The following is a 13,121-nucleotide window of genomic DNA, read 5'->3' as shown; positions in this document are numbered from 1 at the left end:
AGCTACTTCGCGGAGATTTCCGTGGCGAGGCGGGTGTACTCGGTGCTGTAATCACCCAGGTCGACGATGACTTCCTGTTTCGCCAGTTCGGCAGGGGTCATGGCCAGGTTGGGGTACGTGACCAGCAGTTCCGGGTCCAGTGCCTCCATGGCTGCCTGGTTCGGCACCTTGTAGAGGATGTTTTCCGCTGCCCAGGAATGGATCTCCGGCTCAAGAACGTAGTTCAGGAACGCCATGGCCGCCTCTTTGTTCTGAGAGGACTTCAGCACGGTCATGGTGTCCACCCAGAGATCGCTGCCTTCTTCCGGGACGGTGAACTTGATGTTCGGGTCCTCGGCAATGCCGTAGTTGCACCAGCCGTCCCAGGCCTCGGTGAGCACTGCCTCGCCGGTGACCAGCTTGGAGTAGAAGGTGGTGTCATCGAAGGAAAGCAGGGTGGGCTTGGTTGTCGTGAGCTGTTCCTTTACGGCCGCCAGCTCGTCCGGATTCTCCGAGTTCACCGAGTAGCCCAGTGCCTTCAGGGCAGGGAGCGCCATCCAGCGTTCGGTGGAGAGCATGGTGGTTTTCCCGGCGACGCCGGCCGCCGGCTCCAGCAGATCCGTCCAGGAGGTGGGCTCCGCCGGCAGCAGGTCCGAGCGGTAGCAGAGGCCGGTGGTTCCCCATGCGTAGGGCAGGGAGAAAGTGTTGCCGTCGTCGTAGGCCATTTCCATGGCCTCGGGGTAAAGGTTCTCGATGTTCGGGATGAGGGAGTGGTCCAGTTCCTGGAGCATTCCGCCTTCGTTGAGCGCCTGGGCGTACTGGCCGGAGACAAATGCGACGTCGATTCCGGAGTCCCCGCCGGCTGTCAGCTTGGCCATGATCTCTTCGTTCGTGGCATGGTGCACAATCTGGACGGGAACGCCCGTCTCCGCTTCGAAGGTCTCGGCAAGATCCTCGGGGTAGTAATCGGCCCAGATGCCGACTACCAGCTTCTGTTCACTGATGTCGGCGTCGGGATCCAGGTCCGCGGACCCGCTTCCTCCGCCGCAGGCGGACAGAGCAAGGACCGCTGTTGCTGCTACGGCGGCGGTCCGTGAAACGCGCTGGAAACTCACGATGGCTCCTACTCTTGCGCTGTGTTGTGGATCACACCCCGGTTGGGTGGTGAATTGATCTTTACATTCAGATTCAAGGAATACAACGCTTATTTTTCGCCGTAACAAGCATTTAACAATCGGTCCTTGAACCTGCGTGCAAGGAATGTGAAGGTTAGGACATGGATGAAGTGAAGGCCGCGCACGGCTGTTTGCGACTGCAGCCGGACGGCGGCCTTGCCGTGCTCGATTCCCGCGGACGTCCCGCGGCGGCAGGTTCGGGCTTGGCCGGAGACCTCGCTGCTGCAGTGCTGTCCGGCGAGGCTGGTTCACTCACGGCCACCGCCGGAGAGCTGTACGCGGTGCGTACCCGCCTGCCTGCCGGCGGCGGACTCGAAGAGACAGCCGTCAGCGTGGACATGACCAACCTTTCGGTGGTGGTTGGCCGGGACAAGATCATTAAGCTCGTGCGGCAGTGGTCCGGAGCCGACCGTTCGGCCCGGCTGCTGGCGCGGCTGGCAGACGCCGGAGTTGAGTCCGTGCCCGGTTACTACGGTTCGCTGGAGTGGGATCACCCGGAGCAGGGCCGCGGTACCCTGGCGCTGCTCAGCGCGCTGATACCGGACGCGGACGATGGCTGGACCTGGGCCGCGGACGACGTCGTGGCCTGGTTCCGCGGCGGTGCGCTGCCGGACTTCCCTTCCGCCCTTGGCCGGCTGACCGCAGAAGTGCACGCCGCGCTGTTCGCTGCCGAACCGCTGCCGGGCCCTGGCGCAGCCGAGGCCAGGGCTCGGGCCGACGGCGTGCTGGATGTTGCCCTGGCTCTCACGGACGGCGACGCCGGGATTCGGCTGGAGAACAGGGCCGGGCACCTGAGGGATCTGCTGGCCGCGCTGCCCGAGACGGGCGCACCGGCCTTTGACCTGCATGGAGACCTGCACGTGGGGCAGGTGCTGCGTTCGGGGGATAGGTACTGGCTCTTGGATTTCGACGGCGATCCCCAGCTGCCCGCCGCTGAGCGGGACCGGCCCGATACCGCCGCCCGCGACGTCGCACATCTAGCCGCCAGCCTGGACATGGTGGCCTCGGTGGCCGCCAAGCGCCTGCAGGCTGATGACCTGCGGTCACTGGACCGGCTCTACGGCTGGGCTGCGGAAGCGCAGGCACAGCTTGTCCGGGCGTACCGCAGCGCCGCAGCAGAGTCCGGCTTCCCGGACCTGCTGGACGAAGCCCTGCTGCCCGGCCTCACCGCAGAGCAGCTGCTGCGCGAACTCATCTACGCCCACCGCTATCTGCCGCGCTGGCAATACGCGGCCGACGGCGCCATCACCTACCGTTTCCAGCGGGACTTCTCCCGCACCCCACAGACGAAGGAGCCCGTGTGGACACCTCCCGCTTCCTAGAGGACCTGCAGCTGGTCCCAGAGTACCTGGACCGTATGGCTGAACTGCTCAACGGCGGTTACCCCGGGCTGGCGGAGCTTCCACCGGCCCAACGCATCCTGATCCTGGGGATGGGGTCGAGTGCCTACGCGGCGGCCACTGCCGCGCGGAAAGCACGTGCCGACGGCGTGAACGTCCAGGTTGAACTGGCCAGTACCGTGCTGCTTCCGGCGCCGGCACCGGACCTCCTGGTGGTCGCTGTCTCTGCCACCGGCACAAGTGTTGAGGTCCTGGCTGCGGCTGAACGCTACCGCGGCACGGGCGGACTGGTGGCAGTGACCAACAACCCCAACTCACCGCTTGCGGCCATGGCTGACCACACCGTTGCCATGAACGCGGGGGAGGAGGTCTCGGGTATCTCCTGCCGGAACTTCAGGCATTCGCTGCTGGTCATCGCGGCACTGCTTGAACGGTACGGTGCTTCCTGCGGGATGCTGGCGGAGGAGGTGAATGGTGCAGCGGCTGGTGCCCGATCCCTCTTGGACTCCGCCGAACGGTGGCTCCCGCAGGCCTCGGATCTGCTTTTGGGCCCGGACGGTGCGTTCCTGCTGGCGCCTGCGGAACGCTTCTCCAGTGCGGCCCAGGGTTCGCTGATGATCCGTGAAGTGCCCCGCCGGCCGGCATACGGCAGTGAAACGGGGGACTGGTCCCACGTGGATGTTTATCTGTCCAAGACCCTCGATTACCGGGCGCTCGTTTTCGCCGGATCGCGGTGGGACCAGCAGGCCCTGGACTGGATGATGCCGCGCGGAGCCCAGGTTGTCGCCGTCGGAGGAGGCTTTCCCGAGGCGGCTCTTACCGTTTCCTATCCGGGGCAGGAACGGTGGCTGGTGTCTGCCCTGGTGGAGACGATGGTGCCGGAGCTGGTGGCCTGGGACTGGTACAGCAAGGATCCGGAGCACTCCTGGAGCGCACAGGTCACCGCCACGCCGGCTAGCTAGGGCAGTTCCTACGTTTGCTGGATGGCAATCGCGAAGACTACGGCTGCCGAGACGACGAGCGCAGCGATTGCCGAGTAGGAGAACCTGGTGAAGCGCTGCTGGCGGATACGCTCAGCGCGCCATTGTCTACGTGTCAGTGTTGTGCTCATGGGGATGACTTTAAGAACGGGTCCAGCTGAGTGCTAAGAGTACTTACTACTCGTTTCATGCCCGTTTTTACCCGAAAAAAAGACTGCACGCCGGGCAATTCCGGGCGTGCAGTCTTTTTTGCCTAACGCGGATTTGTCGCCGCCGTTGGTTACTCGTTGTGCGACTTGCCTTCAGCCAGCTCAACGGTGGTGTCCGAGCGGCCCATCATGAACGGGATGAGGTAGACGAGAGTACCTACGACGAGGCAGACCACCATCGGCCAAACCGCGTCCAGTGTCAGCCAGTTCAAGGCGTAGATCGAGGCGAGGAAGAGCCCAAAGAAGACAATGAAGGTGACGAGGTTCGAGACCAGGTGTCCTTCGCCCGAGTGGGTGGGCTGCTTGGCCTTGGTTCGTGCCATGGGAGTTTCTCCGTTTCAAAAAGTTTTCAGCGGCGGACGGATCAGTAACCGGACCCGCCGTTACCACCCTTAACAATAGCGATTCCGGAGCTAGCTCCAATTCGTGTGGCACCGGCGTTGATCATCGCCAGGGCATCTTCACGGCTGCGGACACCGCCGGACGCCTTCACGCCCAGGTAAGGACCGACCGTCCGGCGCATCAGGGCAACATCCTCAACCGTGGCACCGCCGCCGTTGAAACCCGTGGACGTCTTCACGAAGTCCGCTCCGGCGTCCACGGACGCTTCGCAGGCCAGGACCTTCTGCTCGTCAGTGAGCAGCGAGGTTTCGATGATGACCTTAAGGATTGCGCCGGCTTCATGGACGGCTTCGGCCACGGAAGCGATGTCCCGGACCAGCGTCTCACGGTCGCCGCGCCGTGCTGCGGCAATGTCTATGACCATGTCGATCTCGTCGGCGCCGTCCTGCAGGGCGCCCCGTGCTTCAAAGACCTTGACCTCTGTGGTGGTCGCTCCGAGCGGGAAGCCGATAACGGAGCAGGTGTCTACTCCGGAGTCCTTCAGGGCAGTATGTACCGTCGAGACCCACAGGGGGTTTACGCAGACGGACTTAAAACCGTACTCGGCTGCTTCTTCGCAGACCCGCAGGATGTCCTCACGGGAGGCCTCCGGCTTGAGCAGGGTGTGGTCGATGTAAGAGGCGAGGTCAGCGGTCTGCGGAGTCTCTTCAGGCGCGGCGTTCGTGGGCATGGCGGTCCTTTCCAAACTGGTCTTCCAGTCTCCCATATGGGGGCGGGGAATGCCCGCCGGTTCTTTGCTGCTCAGATTCACCGAGTAAGGAGGCTTAAACGAGAAAGGCCGGGCTGCAATCCCAGAGAGATTGGAGCCCGGCCAGACACAGACTTAGTTCGGCCACCAGTTGACGAGCGGAGAAACCGTCCCGCCGCCAGTGTTGCCGAACGACGGTGCCGCATTCGCCGGTGCGGCGACTCCGACAGCCGTAATGGCTGCCGCGAGAAGAAGCGATGCGCCTAGTTTCTTCATTGGTGCTCCTATAGTGAGGTTTCACAGCTAGCTGACAAAGAAAGTGTACCTAACGAAGACACCCTAAAAGCGTTCATGTATCGAAATTTCAGGTTATCTTGCGTATATGCTGCGGCTGGTCGATCTGCCACCTCAAACCCGCGACGCAACGTAACGTTGACTCAGCGGCGACCTCCGATGCGCAAGAATGAATCGGGGGTGGTACAGACGCCGTGCAGGATACCGAGAAAGTCGTGGCTTTTGAATGATCAGTGACTTCATACTGAACGAGTACAAGGCTCGTCAGAGCTGGGAAGGCCGTGACTATCCCGCGGCCCTGAAGTGTGCTGGAAGGGCAGCGGAAGCGGCGCGGGAATCCGGTGACGAATCCGGATGGTGGCGTATGACGTTCCTCATGGGGGAATGTCAGCTCGAGCTCGGTCAGATGGAAGACTGCTCGGAGACCGCTCTGCAGCTGGTGAGCCATCCACTCTCCCTGGAAGATCCGGAGCTGGCCGCTAAGGCCAAAGCTCTCCGTTCGCTGGGTCTTCAAGGTCAGGGCCTGCTTCCTCAAGCACTGCAGGTTGCCCGTGCGGCCGCGTTGGAACTTCCGGACGGTGACGTTGGGGGACGCGGAAAACTCGAAGCGCAGCAGGCCCTCGTAGCGGTCCTGGCCGAGAGCGGCAACTTTGATGACGCTTGGACAGAGGCCGAAGTGCTCGCCAGCATGGTCGGCGACGACACCGGGTTGGAGAAAGCCGGGAAGGCATACTGGTCGGTGGGAAATGCTGCATTCCTTGCTGGTCGGCACAGCGAGGCAACGCATTACCATGGGCTGGCTTCGGCCTCGCTGTCGCCGACGAACGACGTGAGCCTGTGGGCCCTCTTCAACAAGGCTTCCGCCTTCATGCGCCTCACTGCGAACCTCGTAGAGCCTGAAACCCTCCAGTGCATCGAGCGGGCCGAAATGGCCATCTCAATTACGGGTGGCACACCGCAGGACGAAATTGAGCTGGCGATAACCCGTGCCTACTGGTCGTTCCTGACAGGCGACCTTGCTGCAGCACGTTCCAAGATGAACGCAGTGATGGGGAAGTCGGAAATCATGGCACCTCATATCGAGGGGGAAGCTCTCTTCCTGCTGGCCAGGATTCTCCGGGCGGAAGGACATCTGGCGGCCGCCGCCGATCGTTTCGCCCTGAGCGCCCACCTATTCGAAACTGCGGGTGCCGGCGCCCGCGCTGAGCAGTCCAGGAGATTCCTAACCCAATTGCGGGAATCTGCGGATGACTAATACAACGGTGTCGGGATGCTAACCCTGAACACCTGCAAGCACGCTTAGAAATTAATATTCCGGCTCGAAATGGCGTCTCGAAATCCTCCGTTTCTAGCTCTACTGGGGTACCTTTGGCTTTGGGGGGAAACATGGGAAAGTATCGACTTTTGGATTTCGCAAGGCCGCACGGGACTGATCAGTTCCGCAACACCTCGCCAAGCCGTGCCGGGGGCATGATATGACGGTCGTTGATAGTGCAGTCCCGGTACCGGAAGAGGCCCCACCCGTGGACGTCGCCGAAGCCGCCGGACTCATCGAAGGGTATGTAGGAGTCTCCCTGGAAGATGGTTTCGTCAGGCTGGTCCTACCTCCCGGTGCCGTCATCACGGGAGGGATCGCAGCCCGTGCTGCATCGGAGTTCGAACAGATAACCGGAACGGGAATGATGCCGCTCCTGCTCGAACTGACTGGCATTGAATCCATTACGCGCAGTGCCCGATCAGTCTTTGGCGGCGCCCATTCCGCCTCAGCGGTTGCAGTCCTCGGGTCTTCGCAGGTTGATCGGGTCATAGCCAATTTCCTGCTGGGGGGTGACCTGCCGCACTGCCCGACCAGATACTTCTCTTCCAGGGACGAGGCACTTGGCTGGTTGAGGGCTAAAACGCGATGACGGACCCTGAAGCCGGAGACCCAAGACTTCAGCAGGTCGTGGACGGAATTGTCCGGATTGCTGCCGGCGACCTTGGCACGAGGATCCGCACCTCACCACAACGCGACGACGTGGACGCCGTTATCACCGGCATCAACCTGCTGGCCGAGGAACTGAACTCCGTCTATCAGGACTTCGAAGAGCGGGTCGAATCGCGTACCCGCGAGCTGCAGGCGGCGCACCGCCAAATGCAGCGGATGGCGATGAGTGATGCCCTGACCGGCACCGCCAACCGCACGGCGCTGATGCACGAGATTGAGGCGGAACTGCTCGCCAGCGAGATAGAAGGTACGCGCCCCTCGGTCCTGATGATCGACCTGGATGCCTTCAAGGACATCAACGACAGCTTTGGCCACCAAACCGGTGACCAGGTCCTCGTGGAAGTAGCCCGCCGGCTCCGCTGGGCAGTTCGCAGGGGCGACACAGTGGCCCGGCTGGGTGGGGACGAATTTGCCGTTCTGCTGCCGGACACGGGCCTGAGTACTGCCATGGGTGTGTCCGCGCGAATCCACGATGCGCTGGCCGAATGCATCCGGGTGGAGGAAATCGACGTGTGGCCGCGCGCGAGCGTGGGCGTCCATGCCGCACAGCCGGGGGAAAGCGCCGAGGACATCATGGTGCGGGCGGACACTGCCATGTATGCGGCCAAGGACGCGGGCCGGGGACAAAGCAAGGCATTCGAGCCGGTGATGCTGTACGCCCGCCAGCTCCGCCGGGATATGGCTACCGAGCTCCGGGAGGGCCTGGGACGGAACGAATTGTTCCTCGACTACCAGCCCGTCGTCGAGCTCGCCACCGGCAGGATGAGCGGGGTGGAGGCACTGGTTCGCTGGCAGCACCCACAGCGCGGTCTGGTGATGCCGGATGACTTCATTCCGATCGCCGAGGAAACCGGCATCATCCTGGACCTTGGCCGCTGGGTGCTGCGGGCTGCCCTGGAGCAGGTGGCGCACTGGGAAGGGCAGCTGGACCTCGACGACGATTTCAAGGTCCGGGTCAACCTCTCCGCCATGGAACTGCAGCGGCTGGATCTGGTGGACCATGTGCGGCAGGACCTGCTGGAAACCGGGATACGCGCTTCCCGCCTGGTCATCGAGATCACCGAGAGCGCCTTCGTCAGCGGAGGAGACGTGGAGATGTACTCCCTGAAGTCGCTGAACGCGCTTGGCGTGGGCATCGAGATAGACGACTTCGGCACGGGGTACTCCTCGATCAGCTACCTCCGCAGGCTGCCCGTCCAGACGGTGAAGGTGGACCGCAGCCTGATTCGGGACATCAGCGCGGACCCCGGACAGCGGCAGTTCGTGGATGCTGTCCACGGGCTGATCCGTGCCGCCGGCATGGAAGCGGTTTTCGAAGGAATCGAGACGCTTGACCAGGCGGCAGACCTGCTGGTGCTTGGCTGCCGCAACGGCCAGGGGTACTACTTCAGCAGGCCGCTGGCCGCGGGACAGATCCAGGCCATCCTGGCAGAAGGTACGGTGCTCCCGCTGGTTCAGGCACCGGCCGCAGCACGTTAGCGGCCGGTCCCGACGACGGAAGCGCGCTTAGGCGTCCAGCCCCAGCGCCGCCGCGATGTCCGCCTTTGCCGCTGCCAGACGCTCGGCGGCGGCCGTACGGGCCGCTCCGAGTCCGTCCCGCCCGGATACCGGCTCAATCACTTCCAGGTAGCACTTCAGCTTCGGCTCGGTGCCGGAGGGCCGGACGATGATGCGGGTGCTGTCCCGCGTCAGGTAGAGCAGGCCATCGGTGGGCGGGAGGTCTGCCGAGCCGGTCGAGAGGTCGACGGCGGACGCCACGGGAGAGCCGGCCAGGGAAGCCGGGGGCTGCTCGCGCAGGCGCGTCATCATCTGCGGAATCAGGGCCAGGTCCGCGACCCGGACGGAAAGCTGGTCGGACGCATGCAGGCCGTGCTCCAGCGCAAGGTCATCGAGCATGTCGAACAGCGTGCGTCCGGACGCCTTGAGCGAGGCCGCAAGCTCGGCGATAAGCAGACCGGCGGAGATGCCGTCCTTGTCCCGAACCAGGCCGGGAGCCACGCAGTAGCCCAGTGCCTCCTCGTACCCGTACACCAGCCCCGGAACCCGGGAAATCCACTTGAAGCCGGTCAGGGTCTCCTGATGTGCGAATCCCGCGGAAGCAGCAATCCGTGCCAGCAAGCGGGAGGAGACGATTGAGTTCGCGAAGACGGGGGAGTGTCCGGCCCTGACCCGCGGCTTGAGATGCCCGGAACGGATCCGGGCAGCCAGATGCGCGCCAAGCAGGGCGCCGGTCTCATCGCCCCGCAGCATGCGCCACTGCCCGGTGGCCCGGTCCTTGGCAGCTACTGCGGCCCGGTCGGCGTCGGGATCGTTGGCCAGCACTATGTCAGCGTCCGTCTCCGCGGCCATGGCAACGGCCATGTCCAAAGCGCCTGGTTCCTCCGGATTGGGGAACGCGACCGTGGGGAAATCCGGATCCGGCTGGGCCTGGGCTGCCACCAGCTTCACGGAGGTGAAGCCGGCGTCGCGCAGGACAGCGGTCATGGTTTCCCCGCCAACCCCGTGCATAGGCGTCAGGACAATCTTCAGGTCCCGCGACGGATAACCATCCCTGGACACCAGGGCGTCGACGGCGTTGATGTAGTCCGCCGCGATCGACTCGGACACGTCGGTCCAGCCTTCGGGTGCTGTCTCGATCGAGTCCAGCGGCACGGAGTAGTCGATGCGCGCGGCAATCTCGGCGTCGTACGGCGGAACGATTTGGGCGCCGCGCCCCGGGCCCTTGACCGTCCGGCCGCCCAGGTACACCTTGTAGCCGTTGTCCTGTGCAGGATTGTGGCTGGCAGTGACCATCACGCCGGCATCCGTGTCCAGGGCCCTGACCGCGTAGGCGAGTACCGGCGTCGGGAGCGTGCAGGGGAGCAGGAATGCCTCGATTCCGGCCGCGCTGAAGACCGCCGCGGTCTCCAGGGCAAAAGCCCGGGAGTTGTGGCGGGCGTCGTAGCCAATGACCGCGCTGGGAGTCCAGCCCTCGGACTTGTCCTGCAGGAACGAGGCGATCCCGGCTGCCGTGCGCCGGACGACTGCACGGTTCATCCGCATGGGCCCGGCGCCGAGGGCGGCACGCAGGCCGGCGGTGCCGAACTGCAGGGTGCCGGAGAAACGGTCTGCCAGGTCGGCCAGGGCAGCTTCTGCCGCTTCGCCGTCCGCAGTGGCTTCGGCCAGCAGTTTCCGCAGCTGGGCAGCAGTCGCGTGGTCGGGGTCCGTGTCCGCCCAGAGGCGGGCCGCGGCAATCAGTTTGTCACGTTCAGTGGAGGTCAAGCTCATGGGGTGTCCTATGCAGGTCTCTGGCTAGATGGCGCCGATGATTCCGGCCAGCAGCCGGGAGATGCGCGGACCCGCTTCGGCTCCGGCCTCCAGCACTTCCTGGTGGCTGAGCGGCTGCGGGCTGATGCCGGCGGCGAGGTTGGTGACCAGGCTGATGCCGAACACCTCCATGCCGGCGTGGCGGGCCGCAATGGCTTCCAGTGCGGTGGACATGCCAACGAGGTCTGCGCCGATGGTCTTGGCGTAGCGGACCTCGGCAGGGGTCTCGTAGTGCGGGCCGGGGAACTGGGCGTAGACGCCCTCGGCCAGGGTCGGGTCAATGGTGCGTGCCAGTTGGCGCAGGCGCGGAGAGTAGAGGTCCGTCAGGTCCACGAACGTGGCACCTTCCAGCGGTGAGGTGGCCGTCAGGTTCAGGTGGTCGCTGATCAGCACGGGGGTGCCGGGCTTCCAGTCCAGGTTCAGCCCGCCGCAGCCGTTGGTCAGCACCATCACCTTGGCGCCGGCGGCAGCCGCGGTGCGTACGCCGTGGACTACGGCGCGGACGCCCTTGCCCTCGTAGTAGTGGGTGCGGGCTCCCAGGACCAGCGCGCGCTTTCCGCTGGGGGTCAGGATGGAACGGATGGTTCCAACATGGCCCTGCACTGCGGGGGCGGAGAATCCGGGGATTTCCGACGCCGGGATGGTGGCGGTGGTTTCGCCGATCAGTTCGGCTGCCTCACCCCATCCGCTGCCCAGGACCAGGGCGATGTCATGGCTGGGTACGCCGGTTTTCTCGGCAATGTACGCTGCGGCGTGCCGGGCAAGTTCAAAGGGTTCGTCGTTGCTCACCCGTACAACTTACCGTGTGTTGGACGGCACTGCTCCTGCCTGCGGTACCGGTCCCGTTTGAGCGGCATCCCCCGATGCGACAGAATGGACAGTTGTGACGAGCCAACTAGATTTCACAGCCCGAAAAATCGCGATCCTCGGCGGCGGCCCCGGTGGATATGAAGCCGCCATGGTGGCGGCATCGCTGGGGGCGGACGTCACCATCGTTGAGCGCAACGGCCTGGGCGGCTCAGCCGTCCTCACCGACGTCGTTCCCTCCAAGACCCTCATCGCCACCGCCGACGTGATGACGCGTTTGAACGCGGCTTCCGGCCTGGGCGTGGACTTTGGTGACTCGAAGCCGGTGGCAGCGGACCTGAAGATGGTCAACCACCGCCTCCTTGCGCTGGCCCGCGAGCAGTCCAGCGACATCCGGCGCACGCTGGAGCGCATGGGCGTGAACGTGGTGATCGGCAACGGCCGCCTGCTGGACAACCACACCATCGAAGTGACCGCCGACGACGGCACCGTGACCACGGTCGAAGCCGAAGCCCTGCTGCTCTGCACCGGCGCCAACCCGCGCGAGCTGGAAACCTCCATGCCGGACGGCGAGCGGATCTTCACCTGGAAGCAGATCTACAACCTCACCGAAGTTCCCGAGCACCTGATCGTGATCGGCTCCGGTGTCACCGGTGCCGAGTTTGCCTCGGCGTACAACGGCCTGGGTTCCCGCGTCACGCTGATCTCCAGCCGCGACCGCGTGCTGCCCGGTGAAGACGCCGACGCCGCCCGGGTGCTGGAGGACGTGTTCCAGGCCCGCGGCATGACAGTGCTGTCCCGGTCCCGCGCAGACTCCGTGAAGAACACCGGCGAGGGCGTGCTCGTCACCCTCTCCGACGGACGCACGGTCGAGGGGTCGCACTGCCTCGTGGCCGTCGGAGCCATCCCCAACACCCAGGACATCGGGCTCGAGGAAGCCGGGATCGCCCTGGACGAATACGGACAGATCAAGGTCGACGGCGTTTCCCGCACCACGGCCCCGAACGTCTACGCCGCCGGTGACTGCACTGGAGTGTTCAACCTGGCGTCCGTGGCAGCCATGCAGGGACGCATCGCCATTGCTCACCTGATGGGGGACAGCGTGAAGCCGCTGAAACTCAAGCACGTGGCCTCGAACATCTTCACCTCCCCGGAGATCGCCTCCGTGGGTGTCTCGGAAGCCGACGTCGACGCCGGCCGCTACCAGGGCGACGTCATCAAACTTTCGCTGCACACCAATGCGCGGGCCAAGATGATGGACGTCAAGGAAGGCTTCGTGAAGATCATTGCCCGAAAGGGTTCCGGAACGGTGATCGGCGGCGTCGTCGTCGGTCCCCGCGCCTCTGAGCTGATTTTCCCGATCGCCCTGGCGGTCACCCAGAAGCTGCACGTGGACGACGTAGCCAACACCTTCACGGTGTACCCGTCCCTGACCGGCTCCATCTCCGAAGCTGCGCGCAGGCTGCACGTACACATCTAGCGGTTCCCGGCTCCGCACATCGAGATTACAGAAACTGCCCGTATCAGTCCGGCGGGTTCTAGCGGTCGTTGCAACACCCGATCATTTTGGGAGTTGCAACGACCGTGTCTGTTTCATCAGGAAACCAGTCCCGTCCGCGGCATAGCGCGGCGCAGATAGCAGAGTTCTTCGAGGTCTTCGACCGTGTGGACGGTGACGTGAGCGCTGCTGCCCGGGAACTTGGTTTGAACCGTGTCACGTGCGCCGGCTGGGTCCGGAAAGCCGGGCTCCGGGGTCAGGGCCGCCCGGGCTGGAAACCCCACCCCCGGCAGCGGGAGTTCTTCACGCTGCTGAAGGAGGGAATGCCCCTAGGTGTACTGAGACACCACGTTAGTTACACGTGAATAGGGTGAAGACCTCTTAGGTTTGGTGGTTACCACACACAGCCGAACCTAAGAGGTCTTCATGTCCCACGGTAATGCCCGTCTGGCTCCG

At 64.2% G+C, this 13,121-nt stretch carries 13 protein-coding genes; 6 read left to right on the top strand and 7 right to left on the bottom strand.

Annotated features, from left to right (window positions below):
* Positions 1-2 precede the first annotated feature (2 nt).
* Positions 3-1,094 (bottom strand): polyamine ABC transporter substrate-binding protein, encoded by a 1,092-nt coding sequence (locus GD628_RS10745; RefSeq protein WP_152274719.1) that lies wholly within the window; start codon positions 1,092-1,094, stop codon positions 3-5.
* A gap of 161 nt (positions 1,095-1,255) precedes the next feature.
* Between GD628_RS10745 and GD628_RS10740 the strand changes: the two genes are divergently transcribed.
* Both GD628_RS10740 and GD628_RS10735 read left to right on the top strand, forming a co-directional pair.
* A complete protein-coding gene (locus GD628_RS10740; protein WP_152274718.1) occupies positions 1,256-2,476 on the top strand; it encodes a hypothetical protein in 1,221 nt (406 codons plus the stop codon).
* Complete coding sequence (locus GD628_RS10735) at positions 2,455-3,456, top strand: SIS domain-containing protein (RefSeq protein ID WP_152274717.1); 1,002 nt, start codon at positions 2,455-2,457, stop codon at positions 3,454-3,456. The genes GD628_RS10740 and GD628_RS10735 overlap by 22 nt, the downstream gene beginning before the upstream one ends.
* Before the next feature lie 8 nt (positions 3,457-3,464).
* Here GD628_RS10735 and GD628_RS16505 read toward each other — a convergent pair whose 3' ends face one another.
* The 4 genes from GD628_RS16505 to GD628_RS16500 form a co-directional block, all read right to left on the bottom strand.
* Positions 3,465-3,605: a hypothetical protein gene (locus GD628_RS16505; protein ID WP_176697615.1), complete on the bottom strand. Its 141-nt coding sequence runs from the start codon at positions 3,603-3,605 to the stop codon at positions 3,465-3,467.
* A gap of 149 nt (positions 3,606-3,754) precedes the next feature.
* Entirely contained in the window at positions 3,755-4,006 is a 252-nt protein-coding gene (locus tag GD628_RS10730) for a hypothetical protein (protein WP_091606533.1), read from the bottom strand.
* 41 nt (positions 4,007-4,047) lie between these two features.
* A complete protein-coding gene (deoC, locus tag GD628_RS10725; RefSeq protein WP_152274716.1) occupies positions 4,048-4,755 on the bottom strand; it encodes a deoxyribose-phosphate aldolase in 708 nt (235 codons plus the stop codon).
* Positions 4,756-4,908: 153 nt separating this feature from the next.
* Positions 4,909-5,049 (bottom strand): hypothetical protein, encoded by a 141-nt coding sequence (locus GD628_RS16500; RefSeq protein ID WP_176697614.1) that lies wholly within the window; start codon positions 5,047-5,049, stop codon positions 4,909-4,911.
* Positions 5,050-5,293: 244 nt separating this feature from the next.
* Here GD628_RS16500 and GD628_RS10720 point away from each other — a divergent pair, with 244 nt between their 5' ends.
* The 3 genes from GD628_RS10720 to GD628_RS10710 all read left to right on the top strand — a co-directional run bounded on the left by GD628_RS10720 (position 5,294) and on the right by GD628_RS10710 (position 8,533).
* On the top strand, positions 5,294-6,322 hold the full coding sequence (locus tag GD628_RS10720) for a hypothetical protein (RefSeq protein ID WP_091606527.1): 1,029 nt from the start codon (positions 5,294-5,296) through the stop codon (positions 6,320-6,322).
* A 220-nt stretch (positions 6,323-6,542) separates the two neighbouring features.
* Positions 6,543-6,974: a SpoIIAA family protein gene (locus tag GD628_RS10715; protein WP_141653682.1), complete on the top strand. Its 432-nt coding sequence runs from the start codon at positions 6,543-6,545 to the stop codon at positions 6,972-6,974.
* Entirely contained in the window at positions 6,971-8,533 is a 1,563-nt protein-coding gene (locus GD628_RS10710; protein ID WP_152274715.1) for a putative bifunctional diguanylate cyclase/phosphodiesterase, read from the top strand. The genes GD628_RS10715 and GD628_RS10710 overlap by 4 nt, the downstream gene beginning before the upstream one ends.
* Before the next feature lie 27 nt (positions 8,534-8,560).
* On the opposite strand, the gene GD628_RS10705 is transcribed toward GD628_RS10710, so the two are convergent.
* Complete coding sequence (locus GD628_RS10705; protein WP_152274714.1) at positions 8,561-10,321, bottom strand: phospho-sugar mutase; 1,761 nt, start codon at positions 10,319-10,321, stop codon at positions 8,561-8,563.
* 24 nt (positions 10,322-10,345) lie between these two features.
* On the bottom strand, positions 10,346-11,149 hold the full coding sequence (locus tag GD628_RS10700; protein WP_152274713.1) for a purine-nucleoside phosphorylase: 804 nt from the start codon (positions 11,147-11,149) through the stop codon (positions 10,346-10,348).
* 94 nt (positions 11,150-11,243) lie between these two features.
* On the opposite strand from GD628_RS10700, the gene GD628_RS10695 reads away from it, so the two are divergent.
* Positions 11,244-12,647 (top strand): NAD(P)H-quinone dehydrogenase, encoded by a 1,404-nt coding sequence (locus GD628_RS10695; RefSeq protein ID WP_091606514.1) that lies wholly within the window; start codon positions 11,244-11,246, stop codon positions 12,645-12,647.
* Positions 12,648-13,121 lie beyond the last annotated feature (474 nt).

This window comes from Arthrobacter koreensis (genome assembly GCF_009193255.1).
GTDB classification, from domain to species: Bacteria; Actinomycetota; Actinomycetes; order Actinomycetales; family Micrococcaceae; genus Arthrobacter_B; species Arthrobacter_B koreensis.
Note: the sequence above shows the minus strand (reverse complement) of the source record. Positions and strands in the feature narration are given on the sequence as shown.

Bases quoted from the DNA above. Each gene is read 5' to 3' on its own strand.
- GD628_RS16505 (WP_176697615.1), bottom strand. From the start codon at position 3,605: ATGAGCACAACACTGACACGTAGACAATGGCGCGCTGAGCGTATCCGC.
- GD628_RS10715 (WP_141653682.1), top strand. From the start codon at position 6,543: ATGACGGTCGTTGATAGTGCAGTCCCGGTACCGGAAGAGGCCCCACCC.
- GD628_RS10740 (WP_152274718.1), top strand. From the start codon at position 1,256: ATGGATGAAGTGAAGGCCGCGCACGGCTGTTTGCGACTGCAGCCGGAC.
- deoC (WP_152274716.1), bottom strand. From the start codon at position 4,755: ATGCCCACGAACGCCGCGCCTGAAGAGACTCCGCAGACCGCTGACCTC.
- GD628_RS16500 (WP_176697614.1), bottom strand. From the start codon at position 5,049: ATGAAGAAACTAGGCGCATCGCTTCTTCTCGCGGCAGCCATTACGGCT.
- GD628_RS10705 (WP_152274714.1), bottom strand. From the start codon at position 10,321: ATGAGCTTGACCTCCACTGAACGTGACAAACTGATTGCCGCGGCCCGC.
- GD628_RS10710 (WP_152274715.1), top strand. From the start codon at position 6,971: ATGACGGACCCTGAAGCCGGAGACCCAAGACTTCAGCAGGTCGTGGAC.
- GD628_RS10730 (WP_091606533.1), bottom strand. From the start codon at position 4,006: ATGGCACGAACCAAGGCCAAGCAGCCCACCCACTCGGGCGAAGGACAC.
- GD628_RS10720 (WP_091606527.1), top strand. From the start codon at position 5,294: ATGATCAGTGACTTCATACTGAACGAGTACAAGGCTCGTCAGAGCTGG.